This window comes from Anabaena sp. UHCC 0451, from assembly GCF_034931405.1.
Lineage (GTDB): Bacteria > Cyanobacteriota > Cyanobacteriia > Cyanobacteriales > Nostocaceae > RDYJ01.
The window spans coordinates 1-21,199 of the sequence record NZ_JAYGHA010000027.1 but is presented as its reverse complement, the minus strand read 5'-3'; the positions used below and the strand labels follow the sequence as shown (position 1 = coordinate 21,199).

Below are 21,199 nucleotides of genomic sequence, written 5' to 3'. Positions count from 1 at the left end.
AGGATAAGCCCAGATGATGAGATCATCGGTTTCTAACTGCCCGGTTCCCACAGAACAACAACCACTGAATGAGTACGAAGAATTAAAAAACTCCTGGCTATTTCGAGATACGACCTTAAGCTGGCGTAATTATCTCACCAAGATTTTTTGGATTTGGGGTTGGTCATGGCTAGTTGCCGGACCAGTAGCAGCGGCCAGCTTTCCTCCACAAAAGCATATAGTTCATTTTATTCTCTGTGGAGCAGCCGCTGCTAGTGTGGGGGTAGTTCTGATATTAGTGCGGTTATATTTGGGTTGGTTCTATGTGCGCGATCGCCTTTACAGTACCAAAGTATTCTATGAAGAATCCGGTTGGTATGACGGACAAACTTGGACAAAACCCCAGGAAGTCATCGTCCGCGATCGCCTCATTGTCTCCTACGAAATTAAACCCATTCTCCAACGCTTGCAAATTACCTTTGCTGTCTTGGCTTTAATGTATCTTATTGGTACTATAGTCTGGCATTTGTTATAAATTATTCATTAGTCATTAGTCATTAGTCATCAGTCATTAGTCATTAGTCGTTAGTCATTAGTCATTAGGAACAAGAAAAAATAAAAGTTATCCTCGTGCCTTTTGTCTCTTGCCTTTTGCCTTTTGCCTCTTGCCTTTTCCCACTGACCACTGACCACTGACAACCTACAAAATAGATATAAACCCATGACAATGGGAAAACGAACACAAGCCGCAGCACTGGAAGTTCGGTTACTGCGCGAAGGTATTATCGAATCTCGGCATATAGTCCAGGCTGTAGTCAGCGACGAACGGGGACGAGTTCTATCTGTTGCTGGCAACGCTGAAACCGCTACATTTGCCCGTTCTGCCCTCAAACCATTTCAGGCATTGGCTGTCACTAGCACAGGCACACTGGAAAGGTATGATTTGAGCGATCGCGACTTAGCCATTATCACCAGCTCCCACAAAGGCAGCATGGAACAGGTGCGGCAAGTATTTAACATCCTCTGGCGGGCTGACCTTGACCCCACTACCTTGCAATGCCCAGTTCCTCAAGGTAAGCGCAGCACCTTAGAATACAACTGCTCTGGTAAACACGCCGGAATGTTAGCAGTTTGTCAGCAACGCCATTGGCCTTTAACTAGCTATTTGGATCGTAAACACCCAGTCCAACAGTTAATTATCACCAAAGTAGCAGAATTGCTGCGAATGCCAGCCGAGGAATTTCTCACCGCCCATGATGACTGTGGCGCACCCACATATTTGATGCAACTCAGTCAAATGGCCTCTTTATATGCTGTACTCGCTTCCAGCAATAACTTAGATATGGAACGCATTGTCCGCGCCATGAATCACCATCCTAATATGGTGGCAGGTGAAGGAGAATTCGACACGGAATTGATGCGCCTCGCTCCCAGTGAATTGGTCAGTAAAGCAGGTGCGGAAGGGGTACAGTGCATTGGCCGACTTGGTGAAGGAATGGGATTAGCTATTAAAGTTATGGATGGTGCTAAACGCGCCAAATACGCCGTAGCTATTCATCTGCTTCAGCAAATGGGTTGGATTAGTCCCAGCATTGCCCAAAGCCTGTCCGAAAAATTTATGAACCTGGGGAAATACAAGCGTTTGGAAGTAATTGGAGAATTATCGCTTTTGTAGTTGACAAACTTTTGACTTCGCGTTATATTAAAGAAGTCGAGAGACAAAGGCAACGCGGGATAGAGCAGCCTGGTAGCTCGTCGGGCTCAAGACGGAAGATTAACTAAACGCTTATCAGTTAGTCTTGCATTGGGCGGCATACAAAGAAACTTGTATGTGTTTATCTGTCAAACTCGGGGAAGCCAATAGCGCGGTAATCCCGAACCAAGCTCCCGAAATGGAGAAGGTGTAGAGACTGGAAGGCAGACACCCTAACGTTAATGACGAGGGTGAAGGGACAGTCCAGACCACAAACTAGTTTAACTAGGCAACGAAAGTTGTAGTTGGTAAGCATAACCCGAAGGTCAGTGGTTCAAATCCACTTCCCGCCACCAAATTTAAAAATGAAACCCTGTAATCTTAGTTGGTTACGGGGTTTTGTTTTATGTGGGATTTGAAAGGGAGGTAGGGGAGGTAGGGGAGGTAGGGGAGGTAGGGGAAGTTAATAACCCAGTCCCCAGTCCCCAGTCCCCAGTCCCCAGTCCCCAGTCCCCATTACCTAAAATCCCAATTTTTCTAAAACAGATTTTGTAGAAACAATATGTCTTTCTAAACCCAGTAATTCAGGACTAACTCCTAAAGCCAAAGCAATTAATTGAGGTAAATGTAAAACAGGTAAACCTAACTTTTTACCAATGACTTTTTCTACCTCTGGTTGACGAGAATCTAAATTGAGGTGACACAAAGGACAAGGGGTAACAATACAATCAGCACCATTTTCTAAAGCTTCTTGAATGTGCATTCCTGCCATTTTGAAAGATTCGGTAGTAGCATAACTGGAGAGAGGCCAACCACAACATTGGGTGCGACCACGATAATATATAGGAGTTGCTCCTACAGCCCGAAACACATTTTCCATTGCTTCTGGTTGAAACGGATCATCATAAGGCATGGATTTTTGAGCGCGGAGGAGATAACAGCCATAAAATGCTGCACATTTGAGGTTAGATAACTTGCGGGTGACACGTTGACTAATGTTCTCTAAACCGTAATCTGTGACTAAAGCGTAAAGTAGATGTTTAACTTCTGTACTACCCCGATAAGGAGAACAACCTTCTTTTTCTAACAGCCCATTAACTTGATTAACATAAATTGGATTAGTTGTTTGGCATTCCTTGAGACGTTCATCAACATGACCAATAACACCTTGACAAGTGCTGCAATGAGTAAGAAGAGGTAGATTTAATTCTTCTGCTAAAGCTATATTCCGAGCATTAACGGTATCTTCCAATAACTGGGAATCTTCCTTAAACGTACCTGAACCGCAACAAGCAGCCTTTTTGAGTTCAATAAGTTCAATACCCAAAGCTTTGGTGAGTGATTGAGTGGATAGATAAAGCTCCCGACAAGCTCCTTGAGCAACACAACCGGGGTAGTAAGCGTATTTTAGGGTTTGAGATAGCATAAAATTATATTTGAGTTTGAGCGATCGCCCTGGTAGAACAAATCCAACAGTTTTAGTATCTTCCGCGAGTCTAGCTTATAGCAGGTGACAGGTGATAGAAGGCAGAAGTTTGTTAATTGTTTAATTTTTAATTATTCCCTGTGCCTGATTCCTTGTTACTCTGTTCTCTGTTGCCTATTCCCTTTTTCTGATAACTATACTGAGGATCACCCTTTCCGATAAGATGTATATGCTCAAAAAACATTTCCCATAAAGAGCAGACCATAGCAACTGGTTAAGGACTTTATATCTATGAATGAATCAAAAACTTTTGAACGAGTTAAAAAAATCGTCGCCGAGCAACTGGATGTTGAAAAAGAAAAGGTTGTAGGAAATGCCTCATTTATAGATGATTTAGGCGCTGACTCCCTAGATATCGTGGAACTGGTAATGGCTTTGGAAGAAGAATTTGATATCGAAATTCCCGATGAAGCCGCCGAAAAGATTTTAACAGTTCAAGAGGTAGTAGACTACATCGACGCTAACGTTGCTGCATCTGCTTAAGAGTGGTGAGGGGGCGGGCATCAAAAACAGGACACTGAGAAATTTTGAATTTTGAACTGCTTCTAAATTTTGATGCCAATTATCCTTCATCCCTAAGTTTCCCTATTGTTCTACTTGCTGCTTTTTCGCCACCTTTAACTGAATCATGACAGATTATAAACGTAAACGCGTTGTTGTAACTGGTGTTGGCGCGATTACACCTATTGGTAACACACCATCTGAGTATTGGGAAGGATTGTTAAGCGGATGTAATGGTATAAATTACATCACAGCTTTTGATGCGTCTGGGCATAAATGTCGAATTGCGGGAGAAGTGAAAAACTTTGATCCGCATGAATACATGGAGAAGAAAGAAGCCAAGCACACGGATCGGTTTGCCCAATTTGCGATCGCAGCTTCTAAACAGGCAATATCAGACGCGGAATTAGTGATCAATGACCTCAACGCCGAACAGATAGGTGTCATGATCGGTTCAGGTATTGGTGGCATCAAAGTATTAGAAGATCAGCAGACGGTCTATCTGAACAAAGGACCTGATCGCTGTAGTCCATTCATGATCCCGATGATGATTGCCAACATGGCGGCAGGATTAACAGCAATTCATACTGGTGCTAAAGGACCTAATTCCTGTTCAGTGACAGCTTGTGCCGCTGGTTCTAATGCGATTGGGGATGCTTTTCGGTTAATTCAAAATGGATATGCCCAAGCGATGATTTGTGGCGGAGCGGAAGCAGCAGTAACACCATTGTCTGTAGCTGGATTTGCCGCAGCCAGGGCGCTTTCCACGAAAAATGACCCAAATAGTGCCTGTCGTCCATTTGACAAAGATCGGGATGGCTTTGTTATGGGTGAAGGTTCGGGAATTTTAATTCTGGAAGCATTAGAACACGCCCTGAGTCGTGGCGCTCGGATTTATGCGGAAATGGTCGGCTATGGCATGACCTGTGATGCTTATCACATGACCTCTCCAGTTCCCGGTGGTTTAGGTGCTGCTAGAGCAATGGAACTGGCGCTCCAAGACGCTCAACTGACACCAGCAATGGTGGGCTATATCAATGCTCATGGGACTAGCACCCCAGCCAATGATGTCACAGAAACAGCAGCTATTAAAAAAGCTTTAGGTGATCATGCTTACAAGATAGCAATTAGTTCCACCAAATCCATGACAGGTCATCTGTTAGGTGGTTCAGGAGGAATAGAAGCAGTAGCGACAGTTTTAGCGATCGCAAATGACCATATACCGCCTACCATCAATCTGGATAATCCTGATCCAGGTTGTGACTTAGATTATGTACCCCACAATAGCCGCGCTCAAAAAGTAGAGGTAGCACTATCCAACTCCTTTGGATTTGGTGGTCATAACGTCACCCTGGCTTTTAAGAAGTACCGCTAATGGTAATTGGGCATTGGGCATTGGGCATTGGGCATTGGGTTATCAACTTCCCCCATCACCCCACCCCGTAGACCGTATTATATATATCACTCCTTGCTGAACTTAGAGTTCAAAACACACCAATTATTAGCTGTATTCATCACCTAAAACTCAGAAGATCCCGCTTGTCCATCTACAGGCAGGAATGGGATGATGTGGATGGTGGGATCGCTTTATAATGACCCCAGAAACAGAAAGCTACAAAGAGTCCTAACCCGTCGTTAAAAACAAGAAATTATGGCTGTTGCAACCCAATCCCTCGAAGAACTTTGTATTAACTCGATTCGTTTTTTGGCTGTTGATGCCATAGAAAAATCCAAATCGGGACACCCTGGACTGCCGATGGGCGCTGCTCCGATGGCTTTTGTCCTTTGGGATAAATTCATGCGGTATAACCCCAAAAATCCCAAATGGTTCAACCGCGATCGCTTCGTCTTGTCTGCTGGTCACGGGTCTATGTTACAGTATGCCATGCTGTACCTGACAGGCTACGATAGCGTCGGTATTGAAGATATCAAGCAATTCCGTCAATGGGAAGCTAAAACTCCTGGACACCCAGAAAACTTTGTTACAGCTGGTGTAGAAGTAACCACTGGTCCTTTAGGTCAAGGTATTGCTAACGCCGTTGGTTTAGCCATAGCAGAAGCACACCTCGCCGCTAAATTTAACAAACCCGATGCCAAAATTGTAGACCACTACACCTATGTAATTTTGGGTGATGGTTGCAACATGGAAGGAATTTCTGGTGAAGCGGCTTCTATCGCTGGACACTGGGGTTTAGGTAAACTCATTGCACTCTACGACGACAACCACATCTCTATTGATGGTTCGACAGATGTAGCATTCACCGAAGATGTTTCTAAACGATTTGAAGCTTACGGTTGGCACGTTCTCCACGTTAAAGACGGTAACACCGATTTAGGAGCAATTGCCAAAGCGATTGAAGAAGCAAAAGCTGTCACCGACAAACCCACCATGATCAAGGTGACAACCACCATCGGTTATGGTTCTCCCAACAAGCAAAACACCGCTGGTATTCACGGTGCTGCATTGGGTCCAGAAGAAACAGCCGCAACCCGCAAACACTTAAATTGGGAATACGCACCTTTTGAAATTCCACAAGATGTCCTCAAGCATTTGGGTAAGGCTGTAGAACGTGGTGCAGTTTCTGAAGGTGAATGGAACAAGACCTTTGCTGACTATAAGGCTAAATATCCCGCTGAAGCCGCAGAATTTGAACGTTTCGTGAGCGGTAAACTGCCCGAAGGTTGGGACAAAGTTCTACCTACCTACACAGCAGAAGATAAAGCCCTACCTACCCGTAAACATTCAGAAACCTGCCTCAACAAACTAGGAGCGGTTTTACCTGAATTAATTGGTGGTTCAGCTGACTTAACCCACTCCAACTTGACTGAACTCAAGGGTTTCGGTGACTTCCAGAAAGGACAATTCCAAAACCGTAACATTCACTTTGGTGTACGGGAACACGCTATGGGTGCAATCTGTAACGGTATGGCGCTGCATTGTTCGGGATTGATTCCCTACGGTGCGACTTTCCTAATCTTCACAGATTATATGCGGGCTGCTATTCGTTTAGCTGCTTTGTCTGAAGCTGGCTCAATTTGGGTAATGACTCATGATTCCATTGGCCAAGGTGAAGATGGTCCGACACACCAACCCATTGAAACCCTCGCTTCTTTGCGTGCGATTCCTGACTTAACTGTAATTCGTCCCGCAGATGGAAATGAAACCTCTGGTGCTTATAAAGTAGCGATCGAGAAATCTAAAGCACAAGCTTCTACTTTGTTGGCATTCACCCGTCAAAATGTACCCAACTTAGCAGGTACATCCATTGCAGGTGTAGCTAAGGGTGGATACACAATTGTTGATTGTGCTGGTACACCAGATATCATCTTAATTGGTACTGGTTCAGAATTAAGCCTCTGTGTCAGTGCAGCCGAAAAACTCACTGCTGAAGGTAAGAAAGTCCGTGTTGTTTCAATGCCTTCTTCCACCTTGTTTGATACACAGGATGCAGCTTATAGAGAAGCTATTCTACCTAAAGCTGTCACCAAGCGTATCTCTGTAGAAGCTGCCAGCAGTTTCGGTTGGCACAAATATATCGGTAGTGAAGGCGATACAGTAAGTATTGATACCTTTGGTGCTTCCGCTCCTGGTGGTATTTGTCTGGAGAAGTTTGGTTTCACAGTTGATAATGTGTTAACTAAAGCTAAGGCATTGTTGGGTTAATTAACAACAGAGTATTGTCTAAATAGTTTTGTTTTTCAAGGGTGGGATGAAAATCCTGCCCTTTTACTTTATATTGGCTCAAATTTAGATAAGTAGGTTGGCGTTAAAAATTGTCGTTGGGGCAAGGGAACAGGGAACAGGGAACAGGGAACAGGAAGAGAGTTTTGGGCGATTTTACTTTTCTTCACATACCTTTAAATTTTTCTGTTCACCTACTTATAGCATTGATAGCCCTTTGTAGGCTTGGGGAACATAACTTAGCTACTTCCATTTGCCAGTAGTTATTAACAAAGTAAATCAACTGTCCATTATAGTCTCTACCTACCTTTGCCGTGCTGTTGGACTGTGGAACTATAGCCTCATACAATTCACGTTTTTTAGATTTTCTCGCAATATTAATCAATGTTTGTTTCGGATCACTAATTTCATCGACATTTTGAGGAATCAATGTTTGTGAAACTACCAAGAATTTGGCAAAGCTTTCTCTATCAGCTAAAAGCCATGCTTCTACTTCCCTGACAGCGATACGAAACAAGAGATTAGGATGTTTTGGATATGGTAGCCATTCTTGAATTAGTACCTGCGGACACTCTGCTCTGTCAAGGTCTGTTAAAACTATATAAGGCGTTCCTTTGGCAGCATTATTAAATCCTTTGATATTCTTTTTAAGATAGCCGAAACCGTTTTTAGAATAACAATTATCCACTATATAAGGGCGGTTTGATTGGTGTAAAATTGCTCGCAAGACAGCTTCACTCAGTGGGTCCTCAACAGCTAAATTAATAGGGATCAAATCCACTATAAATGAATCTCCAATTGATTAATTTCAGATGGTTTAGTTAATGGCAATACGGCTTCAGCTATGCTTAAACCTCCTTCTAACAGATCACGTACATTATCAATTAATGATGCGGTTGTAACTTTAGTTCCTTCTGGACTTGGTGTTAAAAGTAGGATTTCTTCACCTCCAATTCCTTCGTCTTCCAGTAAATCTGCGCTATGTGTAGTAAGTATTATTTGTCTTTTTTTCTGACGCTGTATTCGATACATTAAAGAAGGCAATTTTTTTACTATAGCTGCATTTAAAGATAACTCTGGTTCTTCAAGAAGTAGTAATGAATCACTTTCTAGTAATGACCACAGCAAGCCGATTAGACGTAATGTTCCATCTGAAAATTGATCTTCTCTTTGTTTACCAGCTTGAGGTCGCCAATGCTCATATACTGCTTCTAAATGAGGAACACCCATTTCATCTTTTATATCAGTAAGATGTTTCAATTGAGGAACAGCAGAACGCAAAGCATTTTCAATCTTTGTTAGTCGAGATTTGCGAGTTTTTTCAGAAGTTTTTGTAATGCGTTCTAGAAAACTTCTACCAAAAGGATCTTCTGAAATTCCCGGTCCAGAAAATGCTTCTGGATAACGGAGTAATTGCGGTACAAGGTGTAGATATAGAACTGATTCAAAAAACTTAGCAATGTCTCTGAATTCAGCATTAGCATTAATTTGCTCTAAATGTGTTTGTGTTTTTCTGAGCTTATCTTCTTCGTCTTTATGATTTGGTCTATCAAGGATCTGATTATTATCTTTCCATACTCGTTCATAGGATAAAATAGGTGGATTAGAACCCCCCTTTTGTTGCCTAATACCGATAGAATACTTCCATTTAGGAGGGTGATTATGGGATTCAGAAATATGAATCTCTATCTCAATATCTGAATATCTTCTTGCTAATAAACAACGAATTTTTGGTACTCCTCCACGATCTTTTACCGCTTTTTGTAATCCACCTCCAGGCTTGACGATATCACGTAGGAAGCGAAATACATCAAGAAAGTTAGATTTACCACAAGCGTTAGGACCGACTACAAAAACTCTGTCACCTAATTCGACATCTACTGACAGAAAATTACGCCAATTCTTGAGTATGATATGAGAAATAAACATTAGGAATAAAGATAAGATTGCAACAGATCAGTTAAAAATAGCAAACTTACTATTTCTTCACCTTATCATAGCTATTTTCCAGGTAGCAAGCCCTAAATAGATATTAAGAAGTGATTGGTAATCACCAATCACCTCTTTTGCAATTACCCAAAATTACGCTTTCTTCAACCAGCTAAACATAGCACGTAAATCTTTACCAACTTCCTCAATAGGATGTTCAGCTTCTTGACGACGCATAGCAGTAAACCCAGGTTTACCAGCTTGGTTTTCTAACACAAATTCCCGCGCAAATTGTCCAGATTGAATTTCGCTGAGAATCTTCTTCATTTCTGCTTTAGTTTCAGCAGTAACAACTCTTGGACCACGGGTATAATCACCATATTCGGCCGTATTAGAAATACTATCGCGCATGGTAGCTAAACCACCTTCTACAACCAAGTCAACGATTAATTTAACTTCGTGCAGACATTCAAAATATGCTAATTCTGGTTGATAACCTGCTTCAACCAAAGTTTCAAAACCGGCTTTAATTAAAGCACTTAAACCACCACACAATACTGCTTGTTCACCAAACAAATCGGTTTCGGTTTCTTCGCGGAAAGTTGTTTCTAGAATACCAGCGCGTGTACCACCGATACCTCTAGCATAAGCCATTGCGCGATCGCGTGCCTTACCAGTAGCATCTTGATATACTGCAAATAACGCTGGTACACCTTGACCTTGTTCATAAGTCCGACGGACTAAATGGCCAGGTCCCTTGGGTGCTACCATCACCACATCAACGTCAGCAGGGGGAACAACCTGTGCAAAGTGGATATTAAAACCATGTGCAAAAGCTAAAACGTTACCTGCTTCTAAATTAGGTTCAATTTCGTTTTTGTAAATTGTTTTCTGCACTTCATCAGGTAACAAAATCATGATGAAGTCAGCAGCTTTAGCAGCATCAGCTACATTTTTTACAGTCAAACCAGCAGCTTCCGCTTTAGCGGTGGACTTACTACCAGGATATAGTCCAACAATCACATTTACACCGCTATCTTTTAGATTCAGCGCGTGGGCATGACCTTGTGAACCATAACCAATAATAGCAACAGTTTTTCCCGCTAAAAGATCCAAATTAGCATCTTCATCATAATACATACGCGCCATAGAAGCATCTCCTGTTCACAAAGGTTGTTATAAAATTGGCAGATTTATGATTGTACCGCAAATTGGGGACTGGGGACTTGGGATTGGGGACTGGGGATTGGGGATAAATTTTTTCTCTTAACCTCTTAACCTCTTCCCTTATTACTGTCACCTGTCACCTGTCCTATTCGCTACTTTAATTTTTTTTTAAGAAGTTCAAGATAAACAGAAAAAATGTGACAATTTTGATACAAAAGTGTTAAGAATAGTTACAGCACCTGTAATACAAGGAAACATTTCTTATGGTTGATTTACATGACAATAACCCACCACATCAGGTAGTTATCATTGGTGGTGGCTTTGGTGGACTATATGCAGCAAAAGCTTTATCCAAGGCTAATGTCAATGTGACGCTAATAGATAAACGCAATTTCCATCTATTTCAACCACTTCTGTACCAAGTAGCTACAGGTGCTTTGTCTCCAGCGGATATTTCTTCACCATTGCGTTCTGTCCTCAGCAAGAGCAAAAATACATCAGTATTGTTGGGTGAAGTGAATGATATTGACCCCACAGAACAAAAGGTCATGGTGGGTAATGAAGCAGTACCGTATGATACCTTGATTGTAGCTACAGGTGCGAAGCACTCTTATTTTGGTAAGGATAACTGGGAAGAGTTTGCACCTGGTTTGAAGACTGTCGAAGATGCTATTGAAATGCGGCGGCGTATTTTTATGGCCTTTGAAGCAGCGGAAAAGGAAACTGATCCGGTAAAACGTCAGGCTTTATTAACTTTTGTAATTGTGGGTGGTGGTCCAACTGGGGTAGAATTAGCGGGAGCGATCGCCGAATTAGCAACCAAAACCCTCAAAGAAGACTTCCGCAAAATTGACACCTCAGAAACCAGAGTTTTACTGTTAGAAGGTTTAGATCGAGTTCTTCCTCCCTTCGCACCGGAATTATCCCAAACAGCGGAAGCATCCTTAAAGGCTTTGGGTGTTGATGTGCAAACCAAAACCTTAGTAACACATATTGAAAATGATATTGTTACGATCAAACAAGGTGATGATGTTAAAGAAATTGCTGCTAAAACTGTATTATGGGCAGCGGGTGTAAAAGCCTCAGCGATGGGGAAAATTTTGACAGAAAAAACTGGAGTTGAGAGCGATCGCGCAGGTCGTGTTATCGTTGAACCAGACCTAAGTATTAAAGGACATCCCAACATATTTGTAGTTGGTGACTTAGCAAATTTTGCCCATCAAAATGATAAACCCTTACCTGGTGTTGCACCAGTAGCGATGCAAGAAGGGGAATATGTAGCCAAACTAATTCAAAAGCGCCTCAAAGGTGAAACTCTACCACAATTTAATTATGTGGATAGAGGCAGTTTAGCAATGATTGGACAACACGCCGCAGTTGTTGACTTAGGATTTATCAAACTTAAAGGTTTCTTTGCTTGGTTCTTCTGGTTATTTGTTCATATCTACTTCCTGATTGAATTTGATAACAAATTAGTTGTCATGATTCAATGGTTGTGGAGTTATTTTACCCGCAATCGTGGCGCGAGATTAATTACAGGAAAAGAAGTTGTTAAACCTGTACCAGTGGAAAGTAATGGACATTATCAGCCGGCGAAAACCAGACAACCGCTAAATGTATAGTTCACTCGTTCCCAGTCTCCGACTGGGAATGCCATCAGGAGGCTCTGCCTCACAAAATATCATATTTTCCTTATTTACCCTCGTTCCCAGTCTCCAGACTGGGAATGCCATTTTAGAGGCTCTGCCTCCCTCTGATGATAACTTTTATGTATCACAAATTTACTAATTATCCTTAATAATACGATGTATAACTTCTGCCTCCCATATTAAAATCAAATCACCACATCTACCAAATTAAATGAAACAATGGGACGCAGCAGGTATCATGTATTAGGGAATCAACCACATTTTATCACCAGCACAATAGTTAATTGGATGCCATTATTTGGACAAACTGAACTTGTGCAAATTATCCTAGATTCTCTCAACTTTCTGCAACGACAGCAGCGTTTGACAGTATATGGTTAGTCAAGTATTTCTAATATATTTTTATCCAGGTGATCAAACTTAGATTATGTTTAACGATGATATAAACAATATCACAAGAAATTGGATTATTGCTGCCCTAGTATTCATTATTTCTATACCTTTTTTAGTTGCAATTTATCCAATTATCATGATTTTAACTATTGATAAGATAGAAGTTTTAAAAGAAAAAGGTGAATACATCATTGAAATTTTAAAGACTGCTGGCTTATTTAGTGGTGGTATTGCAGCATCTATAAATATTGTCTTTGCAGCCAAACGAGCTTATGCTATGGAAGAAACTGCTAAGGCTGCTAACGAAAGTGCTAAAGCTGCTAATAAAAATGCTGAAATTGCACAAGATAAGCAAATCACAGAACGCTTTGCTAAGGCAATAGAACAGCTTGCAAGTGATAAGATAGAAGTTAGATTAGGTGCGATTTACACTTTAGAAAGAATTGCCAAAGATTCAAAACAAGACCAGTGGACAATTATGGAACTTCTTACAGCTTTTGTGCGTGAGAATGCACCTATAAAAAAAGAGGAGAAGCCACAAAATAAAAAACCTTTAGTGGATGAATGGTCAAATGTTCAAAAGGAAAAAGAGATAGAAGAATTACCAAAACTTCGGCTTGATATTCAAGAATGTCTCACTGTAATTGGAAGACGTGAACACCCAGATCCAGAAAATACAAGACTTGATTTAAGGAATGTTAATATCAGTAAAGCAAATCTTCAAGGGGCAAAGTTGCAAGGAGCTAATCTTGAAGGAGCTAATCTTGAAGGAGCTAATCTTGAAGGAGCTAACCTTGAAAAAGCTAATCTTGAAGGAGCTAACCTTGAAAAAGCTAACCTTAGAGAAACTAAACTCTTATGGGCGAAACTCAGAAGAGCAAACCTCAAAAGAGCTATCCTCATTGAAGCCGAACTTCAAATGGCTAACCTTGAAGAAGCTAATCTTGAAGAAGCCGAACTTCAAATGACTAACCTTGAAGGAGCTAATCTCATAGCAGCTAATCTTAAATACGCTAAACTCTTCTGGGCAAAACTTGGAAGAGCAAACCTCAAAAAGTCTAACCTCAGAGGAGCTAACCTCATAAAAGCCAACCTTATAGCAGCTAATATCACAGAAGCTAATCTAAAAGGTGCTATGATGCCAGACGGGTCAATTCATAATTAGGAAGATTTGATTCTTGTATATTCTCAATAGGCTTCCCATTAGGAGACTAAGGACGAGTAACAAGTAAAAACAAATTGAGTAACTGAATAGTTATTTACCTTGATTGATTGATAAGAGAGTATTTCCACTTTACAGCGAAATAACAGTTTGTTACTCTAAATGAATAATTGCGACTAAAGGATTTGAAAATGAAATTTATTTACGCAGCTATTTTATTGCTGATTGGGTCATTGTTTATGTTTACAGGTTTTTTATCTAAAACCTCTGAAACATCATTAGACACACCAGGTCGTATTATGTCATTTATTGTTGGTCTTGTCATGGTACTCCTATCTCTAAGTACATATTATCCCTTATTCAATCAATAGATCTACTGTTTGTATTGGTTTTGTGAAGCTTGATCATCTGTCTAACTCGTTCCCAGTCTCCGACTGGGAATGCCATTTTAGAGTCTCTGACTCTACTGTAAATGTTTTTGTCTGAATCAGGATATCCAGGATTTAAGGATTTACAGGATGTGATTTAATATTCTCCCCAGATACCGGACTTCTGGAATATCATAATTAGGACAACTGTGAAACTTGTATGTTAAAATAGATAAGTATAACTTAAATTACATCAATCCTCAAAAAAGAATGAAAGGTTATATCAAAGGAAAGACAGTTATTTTACTAGAAGAATTACCAGACTCTTTTCAAGAAGGTGATGAGGTGGAAGTTTTAATTTCCACTTTAGAAAGAAATGATCACAATCTGCTAAAATTAGCTGTTGTTCCCATACATCATCAGCAAAAACAAGATCAACCAGGGTTACATTTAGGTGCAATATCAACCAGTGATGATTTTGATGAACCCTTACCTGATGAATTTTGGTTAGGAGAATCATGAAATTACTGTTTGACACTCATACTTTTATTTGGTGGGATAGTCAACCTCATAAATTATCTGCTAAAAGTTTAGCTTTATTATCTAATAGTTCTAATATCAAATTTCTCAGTATAGTTAGTATTTGGGAAATGCAAATTAAATATCAATTAGGTAAGTTATCTTTGCAACTTCCGTTAAGAGATATTATCAATGAACAAATACATAATCATAATATTGTGATTTTATCAATCACATCTGAACATATATTAGGATTAGATAATTTACCGTTACATCATAAAGATCCATTTGATAGATTATTAATTTCACAAGCAAATCTTGAAGATGCGATTTTAATTAGTTGTGATTCTGTTTTTAATCAATATTCTGTGAAAGTTGATTGGTAATCTAGGAATCGGATATAGCAATCGTTCATACCCAGATCCCCGACTTCTTTTGTTTATTGTGTTCATAAATGATAAATTGATCTCAGAAGTCGGGGATCTTATCACCTTACCTGAATTCTTACCCAAAAACACCCTTTCCCACAACCACCCAACAATTTAGATACAATCAATAAACTGACGTAAACCCGACTAACCCCAATGACAAGCACCACCACAAAAATCAAACTCCCCGAACTCCTAGCACCTGCGGGTAACTGGGAATGCGCTCAAGCAGCAGTAGAAAATGGTGCAGATGCGATTTATTTTGGTTTAGAAAAGTTTAACGCAAGGATGCGAGCGGAGAATTTTACCGAAGCAGATTTACCAGAATTAATGGAATTTCTGCACCTACGAGGAGTTAAAGGTTATATCACTCTCAATACCCTGATTTTCCCCCAGGAACTGACCCAAGCACAGCAATACCTCAAAACGATCATTTCTGCGGGTGTCGATGCTCTCATCGTTCAAGATGTGGGTATTTGTCGTCTCATTCGTCATCTTTCTCCAGACTTCCCTATTCACGCTTCAACCCAGATGACTATTAGTAGTGCTGTGGGAGTAGAATTTGCTAAATCTTTAGGATGTCAATTAGTAGTTTTAGCGCGGGAATGTTCAATTTCTGAAATCAATAAAATTCAACAACAAATATCTCAAAAACAAGCAGTTTTACCTTTAGAAGTTTTTGTTCATGGTGCTTTGTGCGTCGCATATTCTGGACAATGTTTAACCAGCGAAGCATTAGGAGGACGTTCCGCAAATCGGGGAGAATGCGCTCAAGCTTGCAGAATGCCTTATGATTTAATTGCAGATGGGGAAGTTGTTGATTTAGGTAATCGCAAATATTTACTTAGTCCTCAAGATTTAGCAGGTTTAGAAGTTTTACCGGAGTTAGTAAAATCTGGAGTTACTTCTTTAAAAATTGAAGGAAGATTAAAAGCACCTGAATATGTTGCTAATGTCACTCAAGTTTATCGCCAAGCATTAGATAAAATTAAAGAACAGAATATAGAGAAGTTTTTTAGTAGAGAAAAAGACCAATATAATTTAGAAATGGCATTTTCTCGTGGACTCTATACTGGTTGGTTTAAGGGTATAAATAATCAGGAATTAGTTCATGCAAACTTCGGTAAAAAACGCGGTGTTTATTTAGGAGAAGTTACCCGCGTTAGAAATGAACAAATAACCATAAAATTGCAAGCATCTGTTAAACCTGGTGATGGTGTAGTATTTGACTGCGGACATCCAGAAGCGAGGGAAGAAGGGGGAAGAATATATGAAGTTATCCCCAAAGGAAAAGAGGTAATTTTAACTTTTGGTAGAGATGATTTGAATTGGTTAAAAATTCATAGAGGTGATAAGGTTTGGAAAACCAGCGACCCAGAATTAGATAAACAAATTCGTCAAAGTTATGAAGGTGAATATCCCCAATTTACCAGATCGATTAATATAGAAGTATATGGGGAAATTGGGGATAAATTAATAGCTATAGCTGATGATGAAATTGGTAACATTGTTAAAATTGAATCGGAAATATTATTGCAGGAAGCACACACTAAACCTTTAACAGATGAAAAGCTAAAGGAACAATTTGGACGTTTAGGTAATACACCATTTTATTTACAAAATCTAAAAAATAATCTCATTAGTAATGTGATGTTACCCGTGAGTGAATTAAATAAGATGCGTCGGGAAATTGTCAAGCAGTTGGAAGAATTAAGAAGTAAACCCAAACTTTGGCAATTAAATCATCATGCAAAATGGACAGATTTAATTAAACCTGAATCTTCCCCAGTTTCTGCTTCTCCTTCACTCATTGTTTTAGTGAGAAATATCAAACAATTAAAAGCAGCAGTAACCGCAGATATTAAAACCATATACTGTGAATTTGAAGACCCGCGCAATTATAAAGAAGCGGTAAAAATATTTAAGGAATACCCAGTCACCAATCACCAGTCCCCAGTCCCCAGCATCTTTGTAGCACCACCTCGGATAACTAAACCTGGAGAAAATTGGATTTTAAAACAAGTAAAAGATGCTAATGCTGATGGTTATTTAATTAGAAATTATGACCAATTAGAGTATTTTGCTGATGCAAGATGTGTTGGGGATTTTTCTTTAAATGTTGCTAACTCCTTAACAGCAGATTACTTTCAACAACGGTTTAATTTAGAAAGGTTAACAGCATCCTACGACTTAAATATTAACCAACTCGAAGATTTAATTACCAGTTACTCACCTCAATTTTTGGAAGTGACAATACATCAACATATCCCTATGTTTCACATGGAACATTGTGTATTTTGTGCTTTCCTTTCTGAAGGAACAGACTACACCAACTGCGGTAGACCTTGCGAAAAACAGGAAGTAAAAATAAGAGACAGGGTAGGTAGTGAACACATCCTCAAAGCAGACGCAGGTTGTCGAAATACAGTATATAATGGTACTGCACAAACTGGTGCGGAATATGTGCAGAAATTAATTAATTTAGGTTTACAACATTTGAGAATTGAATTTCTCAACGAAACACCAGAACAAGTAACCAAAACAATAGATTATTATCAACAACTGCTGCAAGGAGAAATTTCCGGTTCACAACTTTGGCAAAAATTAAAGTTACAAAATCAACTAGGTGTAACTCGTGGAGCTTTAGGTTTAATATAAGGGATTTTACTGAAGTCGTCCCCAACTAGAATTTGCTAAAATATACTCAATGCTGACAAGAATGTAACTTGAGGCGTTTGCAGAATATATGTTAAATTCTGTAACTGGTATCAATATTAAGGCAATATACTGAGCAACAATACAAAGAGGTACAAAATAAACTTCATTCTCTAAATTTAAGGAAGAATTAACAATGGATAAACTAAATTTAATGGTTTGCCCCCATGATACGGCCAAAAAACCAGATCGCTGGTTTAGATTTGCACAATATCTAAGTCTAAATCTTGAGCAAACAGTCCATTTGGAATTAGCAATGGATTTTCAGGAATTTCATCAAAAAATGAACGATGCAGATATCGTTTATGGTAATCCGAGCGATACCATAAAGTTGTTGAACAACAATTTTATTTCTGTAGCACGTCCAAGTAATTTATATGATGAAGTTGTTTTTATTGCTCATCCTGATCTAGATAATCCTTCTCTACAATCATTTCAAGGTTCTAAATTAGTGAGTGTGGCGAGTATGTTAGCAACCAAAGTAGGTTTAAATGCCCTTGAAGATAAAGGCATTCAACACGCTGAATTAATTGATAAACCTACGTGGTTAGCTGTAGTTAAGGCTATTGCTAATAAAGAAACCGAAGCATCTTTAGGATTTGTTTACAAAGATACTTATGAAGAATTGGGAGGAACAACAAAAAGTCTGGTGAAATATATAGCCACATCGGAACAAAAAAAGGTTTTTCATCAGATGGTTTTATCATCGAAAGCAAATAAAATTCACCAAAAATTGACTTCAATTCTTTTAGAAATGGATCAAAATCCCAAAGGAAAAGATATTTTAAATGAATTGAATATTGAAAAATGGATCATGACTACTGAATCTGAAATAGACACTATTAAGCAACTTGTAGCTAAGTAGTGCTGACAGATAGTAGTAGACAAGGGCATAAAATGAACCTGTGAAGATGAAGAAAAGGGTATTGAAAATACTCAGGCATGATATGACTCGTGGTGATTTGAATACAATGTAGCTAAATGGTGATAAGTAGTATTACAATACTGATAACCTTTGTTTACTACTTATCATGTCAAATTTAGCGCCCCAGTGTCAGCAATTACAGGTACAAGTTGAGACTATTCTACAACTATTACACCAAGAAGCGGCTTTGCGATCGCAAGATATCACATCTGTACAAATATCTTTAGGGAAAGCCATTTCTCCCAGGTTTGAAATTGTGTTTGCTGGTGCTTTTAGTGCGGGTAAGTCAATGTTGATTAATGCACTATTGGAAAGAGAATTATTATATAGTGCAGAAGGACACGCAACTGGTACAGAATGCAAAATTGAGTATGCACCAGCAGATGCAGAAAGAGTAGTTTTAACCTTTTTGAGTGAAGCAGAAATTCAAGAACAAGCTGTTTTTTTATGTCAACAGTTGGGATTTAATACAGTTGAAAATATCAACAAACAAGATGTAATTGATTTGCTGCATCAAGGTTGTCAAGCAATTATTCAACAAGAAGGTGGAGAAAGTAAATCAGAACGTGCAAAACAAGCAAAAGCTTTGGTTTTATTATTAGATGGATATGTGGCAAATAGAGAACACATCAAGACAATTAGTAATGCCACTTATTCGATGGAACAGTTTAATTTTACTAACCTTAAAGAAGCTGCGGGATATGCACGAAGAGGTAGTAATAGTGCAGTTTTGAAACGAATTGAATATTATTGTTATCATCCACTTTTAGAAGATGGTAACATCATTATTGACACACCAGGAATTGATGCACCAGTAGAAAAAGATGCACAATTAACTTATGAAAAAATTCAACATCCAGATACATCAGCAGTAGTCTGTGTTCTCAAACCTGCATCAGCAGGAGATATGACAAAGGAAGAAACAGAACTATTAGAAACGATGCGGGGAAATTCAGGAATTAGGGATCGCGTTTTTTATATCTTTAACCGCATTGATGAAACTTGGTACAATACCCAACTCAAACAAAGATTAGAAGATTTAATTAATGGACAATTTCGAGATAGTAGCAGGGTTTATAAAACCAGTGGTTTACTAGGTTTTTACGGAAGTCTCTTGAAACAAACCAGTCAATTAGATAGATTTGGTTTAGATTCGATTTTTTCCGAAAGCGTCAGAGGTTTAGATAGTAGAGAAGAAACACCGCAATTTGTGAATGAATTTAATCGTTATTGCACTTCTGGGAAATTATCTCCAAGTCAATTTAGAATTTCTGTTAATAGCTTTGAAACTCCTAATCAAAACTATGTGAGAATTTTAAGCGAACAGGGAACACCATTAATTAACCAATTAATTCAAGATAGTGGAATTGAAGAGTTCAGAACTTCCATTACTCGCTATTTAACAGAAGAAAAACGTCCTCAGTTATTTAAAAATCTCGCGGATGACTTAGGAGATATTTGCATCAAAATCAAAAAACACTATCAAATTGTGCAAATTGACTTAGATAGTCAACCGCGAGAAATCGAAAGTATGAAAGAATTTGAGTTGCAAAAATTAAATCAGCAACTCCAACAAGTAGGGAGAGATTTTCATCAACATATTAATGATGAAGTCAATCAAATCATTAATAATCATTGTGAGGAATTTGAAAATGATTTTCGACAATTACAATCAAAAATGATTCGTCGTCTTGATGAATTATTAGATACTTTTTCCGTAGCTGATGCTTATCGTCGTGCAACTTTGAGTCATCCCCGCAATGCAACTGCACCTTTACTAGCTATTTTAGTAGAGGCTTTTTATTATCTTTCTAATCAGTTAGAAGACATTTTAATAGACTCTTGTGAACAAGTGATTGCTAATCTATTTCAACAGATAATGGAAAAGATTAGAAAATCAGAATATTACCGCCAATTGTATCGTTTGTTAGGGAATGATGGAGGAATTGAAGCAGAAATAAAAGCGATAGAGAAACAAGTTTCTCAAGCTTTGATAAGTTCTGCTAGTGTAGAATGCGATCGCTTTGTGCGAGAAAGTCCCAGATTTTACAATGAAGGAACTTTTTCTATCTATCAATTTCGACAAGTATTAGAACAAACTTCACAAGCTTACGATGCAGAAAGTATCAGAGATGCTGAACCTGCAATTAGACAATTATTAAAGTTAGATTTTGAACCGAAAGTAGAAGTTACTATTCGTAAATCTTTCCGTCAAACTATCAACCAAACTATCAAAACTCATTTGTTACCAATGGGGGAAAAACAAGGAGATGAGATTTTACAACTATATCCTCATGCGCGTGCTTATTTAGAGAAGACTTTGCAACAGGAAGCTGAGGAAAAAATTGCTAATAATCAACGTTTATTAAATCAGGTTGAGGAGAAAATTCAGGAGTATAATTCTGCGGTTTTGGGGATTAATAGCTGTTTACAAGCTATGCAGTTATATGAACATTTACTGCCTGTAATTGGAGGGGAAGAGGTATAGTATAAATAATATTTTTGGGTGAATGCAGGGTTTTTTTGTGTTCACCTAATTTTATGGTTTCGCGCAAAGTCGCTAAGAAGCAAAGATGCAAAGGAAGAAAAGAGATGGAAGATAA

At 39.0% G+C, this 21,199-nt stretch carries 16 protein-coding genes; 12 read left to right on the top strand and 4 right to left on the bottom strand.

The features are described 5' to 3' along the window. Positions 1-13 precede the first annotated feature (13 nt). Together VB694_RS18255 and VB694_RS18250 are read left to right on the top strand one after the other, a co-directional pair. The gene (locus VB694_RS18255; RefSeq protein WP_323361757.1) at positions 14-514 is read left to right on the top strand and encodes a CGLD27 family protein; all 501 of its coding nucleotides are present in this window, start codon (positions 14-16) and stop codon (positions 512-514) included. A gap of 186 nt (positions 515-700) precedes the next feature. Next, positions 701-1,654: an asparaginase gene (locus VB694_RS18250; RefSeq protein WP_323361756.1), complete on the top strand. Its 954-nt coding sequence runs from the start codon at positions 701-703 to the stop codon at positions 1,652-1,654. Positions 1,655-2,192: 538 nt separating this feature from the next. Here the strand turns inward: VB694_RS18250 and VB694_RS18245 are convergent. Continuing rightward, positions 2,193-3,098: a CoB--CoM heterodisulfide reductase iron-sulfur subunit B family protein gene (locus VB694_RS18245; RefSeq protein WP_323361755.1), complete on the bottom strand. Its 906-nt coding sequence runs from the start codon at positions 3,096-3,098 to the stop codon at positions 2,193-2,195. 291 nt (positions 3,099-3,389) lie between these two features. Here VB694_RS18245 and acpP point away from each other — a divergent pair, with 291 nt between their 5' ends. The 3 genes from acpP to tkt all read left to right on the top strand — a co-directional run bounded on the left by acpP (position 3,390) and on the right by tkt (position 7,323). Next, positions 3,390-3,641, top strand: coding sequence for an acyl carrier protein (gene acpP, locus VB694_RS18240; RefSeq protein WP_323361754.1), 252 nt, complete (start codon positions 3,390-3,392; stop codon positions 3,639-3,641). A gap of 145 nt (positions 3,642-3,786) precedes the next feature. Next, on the top strand, positions 3,787-5,034 hold the full coding sequence (gene fabF / locus VB694_RS18235) for a beta-ketoacyl-ACP synthase II (RefSeq protein ID WP_323361753.1): 1,248 nt from the start codon (positions 3,787-3,789) through the stop codon (positions 5,032-5,034). Between the two features lie 276 nt (positions 5,035-5,310). Next, positions 5,311-7,323 carry a transketolase gene (gene tkt, locus VB694_RS18230; RefSeq protein ID WP_323361752.1) on the top strand — a complete coding sequence of 671 codons (2,013 nt, stop codon included), beginning with the start codon at positions 5,311-5,313 and terminating at the stop codon, positions 7,321-7,323. Between the two features lie 208 nt (positions 7,324-7,531). Here the strand turns inward: tkt and VB694_RS18225 are convergent, their stop codons facing one another. From VB694_RS18225 to ilvC, 3 genes are all read right to left on the bottom strand, one after another. Next, positions 7,532-8,122 carry a DUF4276 family protein gene (locus VB694_RS18225; protein ID WP_323361751.1) on the bottom strand — a complete coding sequence of 197 codons (591 nt, stop codon included), beginning with the start codon at positions 8,120-8,122 and terminating at the stop codon, positions 7,532-7,534. Beyond that, positions 8,122-9,270: an AAA family ATPase gene (locus tag VB694_RS18220; protein WP_323361750.1), complete on the bottom strand. Its 1,149-nt coding sequence runs from the start codon at positions 9,268-9,270 to the stop codon at positions 8,122-8,124. The genes VB694_RS18225 and VB694_RS18220 overlap by 1 nt, the downstream gene beginning before the upstream one ends. Positions 9,271-9,423: 153 nt before the next feature. Then, positions 9,424-10,419 (bottom strand): ketol-acid reductoisomerase, encoded by a 996-nt coding sequence (ilvC, locus tag VB694_RS18215; RefSeq protein WP_190557979.1) that lies wholly within the window; start codon positions 10,417-10,419, stop codon positions 9,424-9,426. A 281-nt stretch (positions 10,420-10,700) separates the two neighbouring features. On the opposite strand from ilvC, the gene VB694_RS18210 reads away from it, so the two are divergent. The 7 genes from VB694_RS18210 to VB694_RS18180 all read left to right on the top strand — a co-directional run bounded on the left by VB694_RS18210 (position 10,701) and on the right by VB694_RS18180 (position 21,084). Next, complete coding sequence (locus tag VB694_RS18210) at positions 10,701-12,059, top strand: NAD(P)/FAD-dependent oxidoreductase (protein ID WP_323361749.1); 1,359 nt, start codon at positions 10,701-10,703, stop codon at positions 12,057-12,059. 454 nt (positions 12,060-12,513) lie between these two features. Further along, a complete protein-coding gene (locus VB694_RS18205; RefSeq protein WP_323361748.1) occupies positions 12,514-13,644 on the top strand; it encodes a pentapeptide repeat-containing protein in 1,131 nt (376 codons plus the stop codon). A gap of 635 nt (positions 13,645-14,279) precedes the next feature. Beyond that, positions 14,280-14,531: a hypothetical protein gene (locus VB694_RS18200; protein WP_323361747.1), complete on the top strand. Its 252-nt coding sequence runs from the start codon at positions 14,280-14,282 to the stop codon at positions 14,529-14,531. Beyond that, positions 14,528-14,914 carry a type II toxin-antitoxin system VapC family toxin gene (locus VB694_RS18195; RefSeq protein ID WP_323361746.1) on the top strand — a complete coding sequence of 129 codons (387 nt, stop codon included), beginning with the start codon at positions 14,528-14,530 and terminating at the stop codon, positions 14,912-14,914. Before VB694_RS18200 ends, VB694_RS18195 begins: the two co-directional genes overlap by 4 nt. A 198-nt stretch (positions 14,915-15,112) precedes the next feature. Beyond that, a complete protein-coding gene (locus VB694_RS18190) occupies positions 15,113-17,614 on the top strand; it encodes a U32 family peptidase (RefSeq protein WP_323361745.1) in 2,502 nt (833 codons plus the stop codon). Between the two features lie 193 nt (positions 17,615-17,807). Next, positions 17,808-18,536 (top strand): phosphate/phosphite/phosphonate ABC transporter substrate-binding protein, encoded by a 729-nt coding sequence (locus VB694_RS18185; RefSeq protein WP_323361744.1) that lies wholly within the window; start codon positions 17,808-17,810, stop codon positions 18,534-18,536. A gap of 166 nt (positions 18,537-18,702) precedes the next feature. After that, positions 18,703-21,084 carry a dynamin-like GTPase family protein gene (locus VB694_RS18180; protein WP_323361743.1) on the top strand — a complete coding sequence of 794 codons (2,382 nt, stop codon included), beginning with the start codon at positions 18,703-18,705 and terminating at the stop codon, positions 21,082-21,084. The last annotated feature ends 115 nt before the right edge of the window (positions 21,085-21,199 follow it).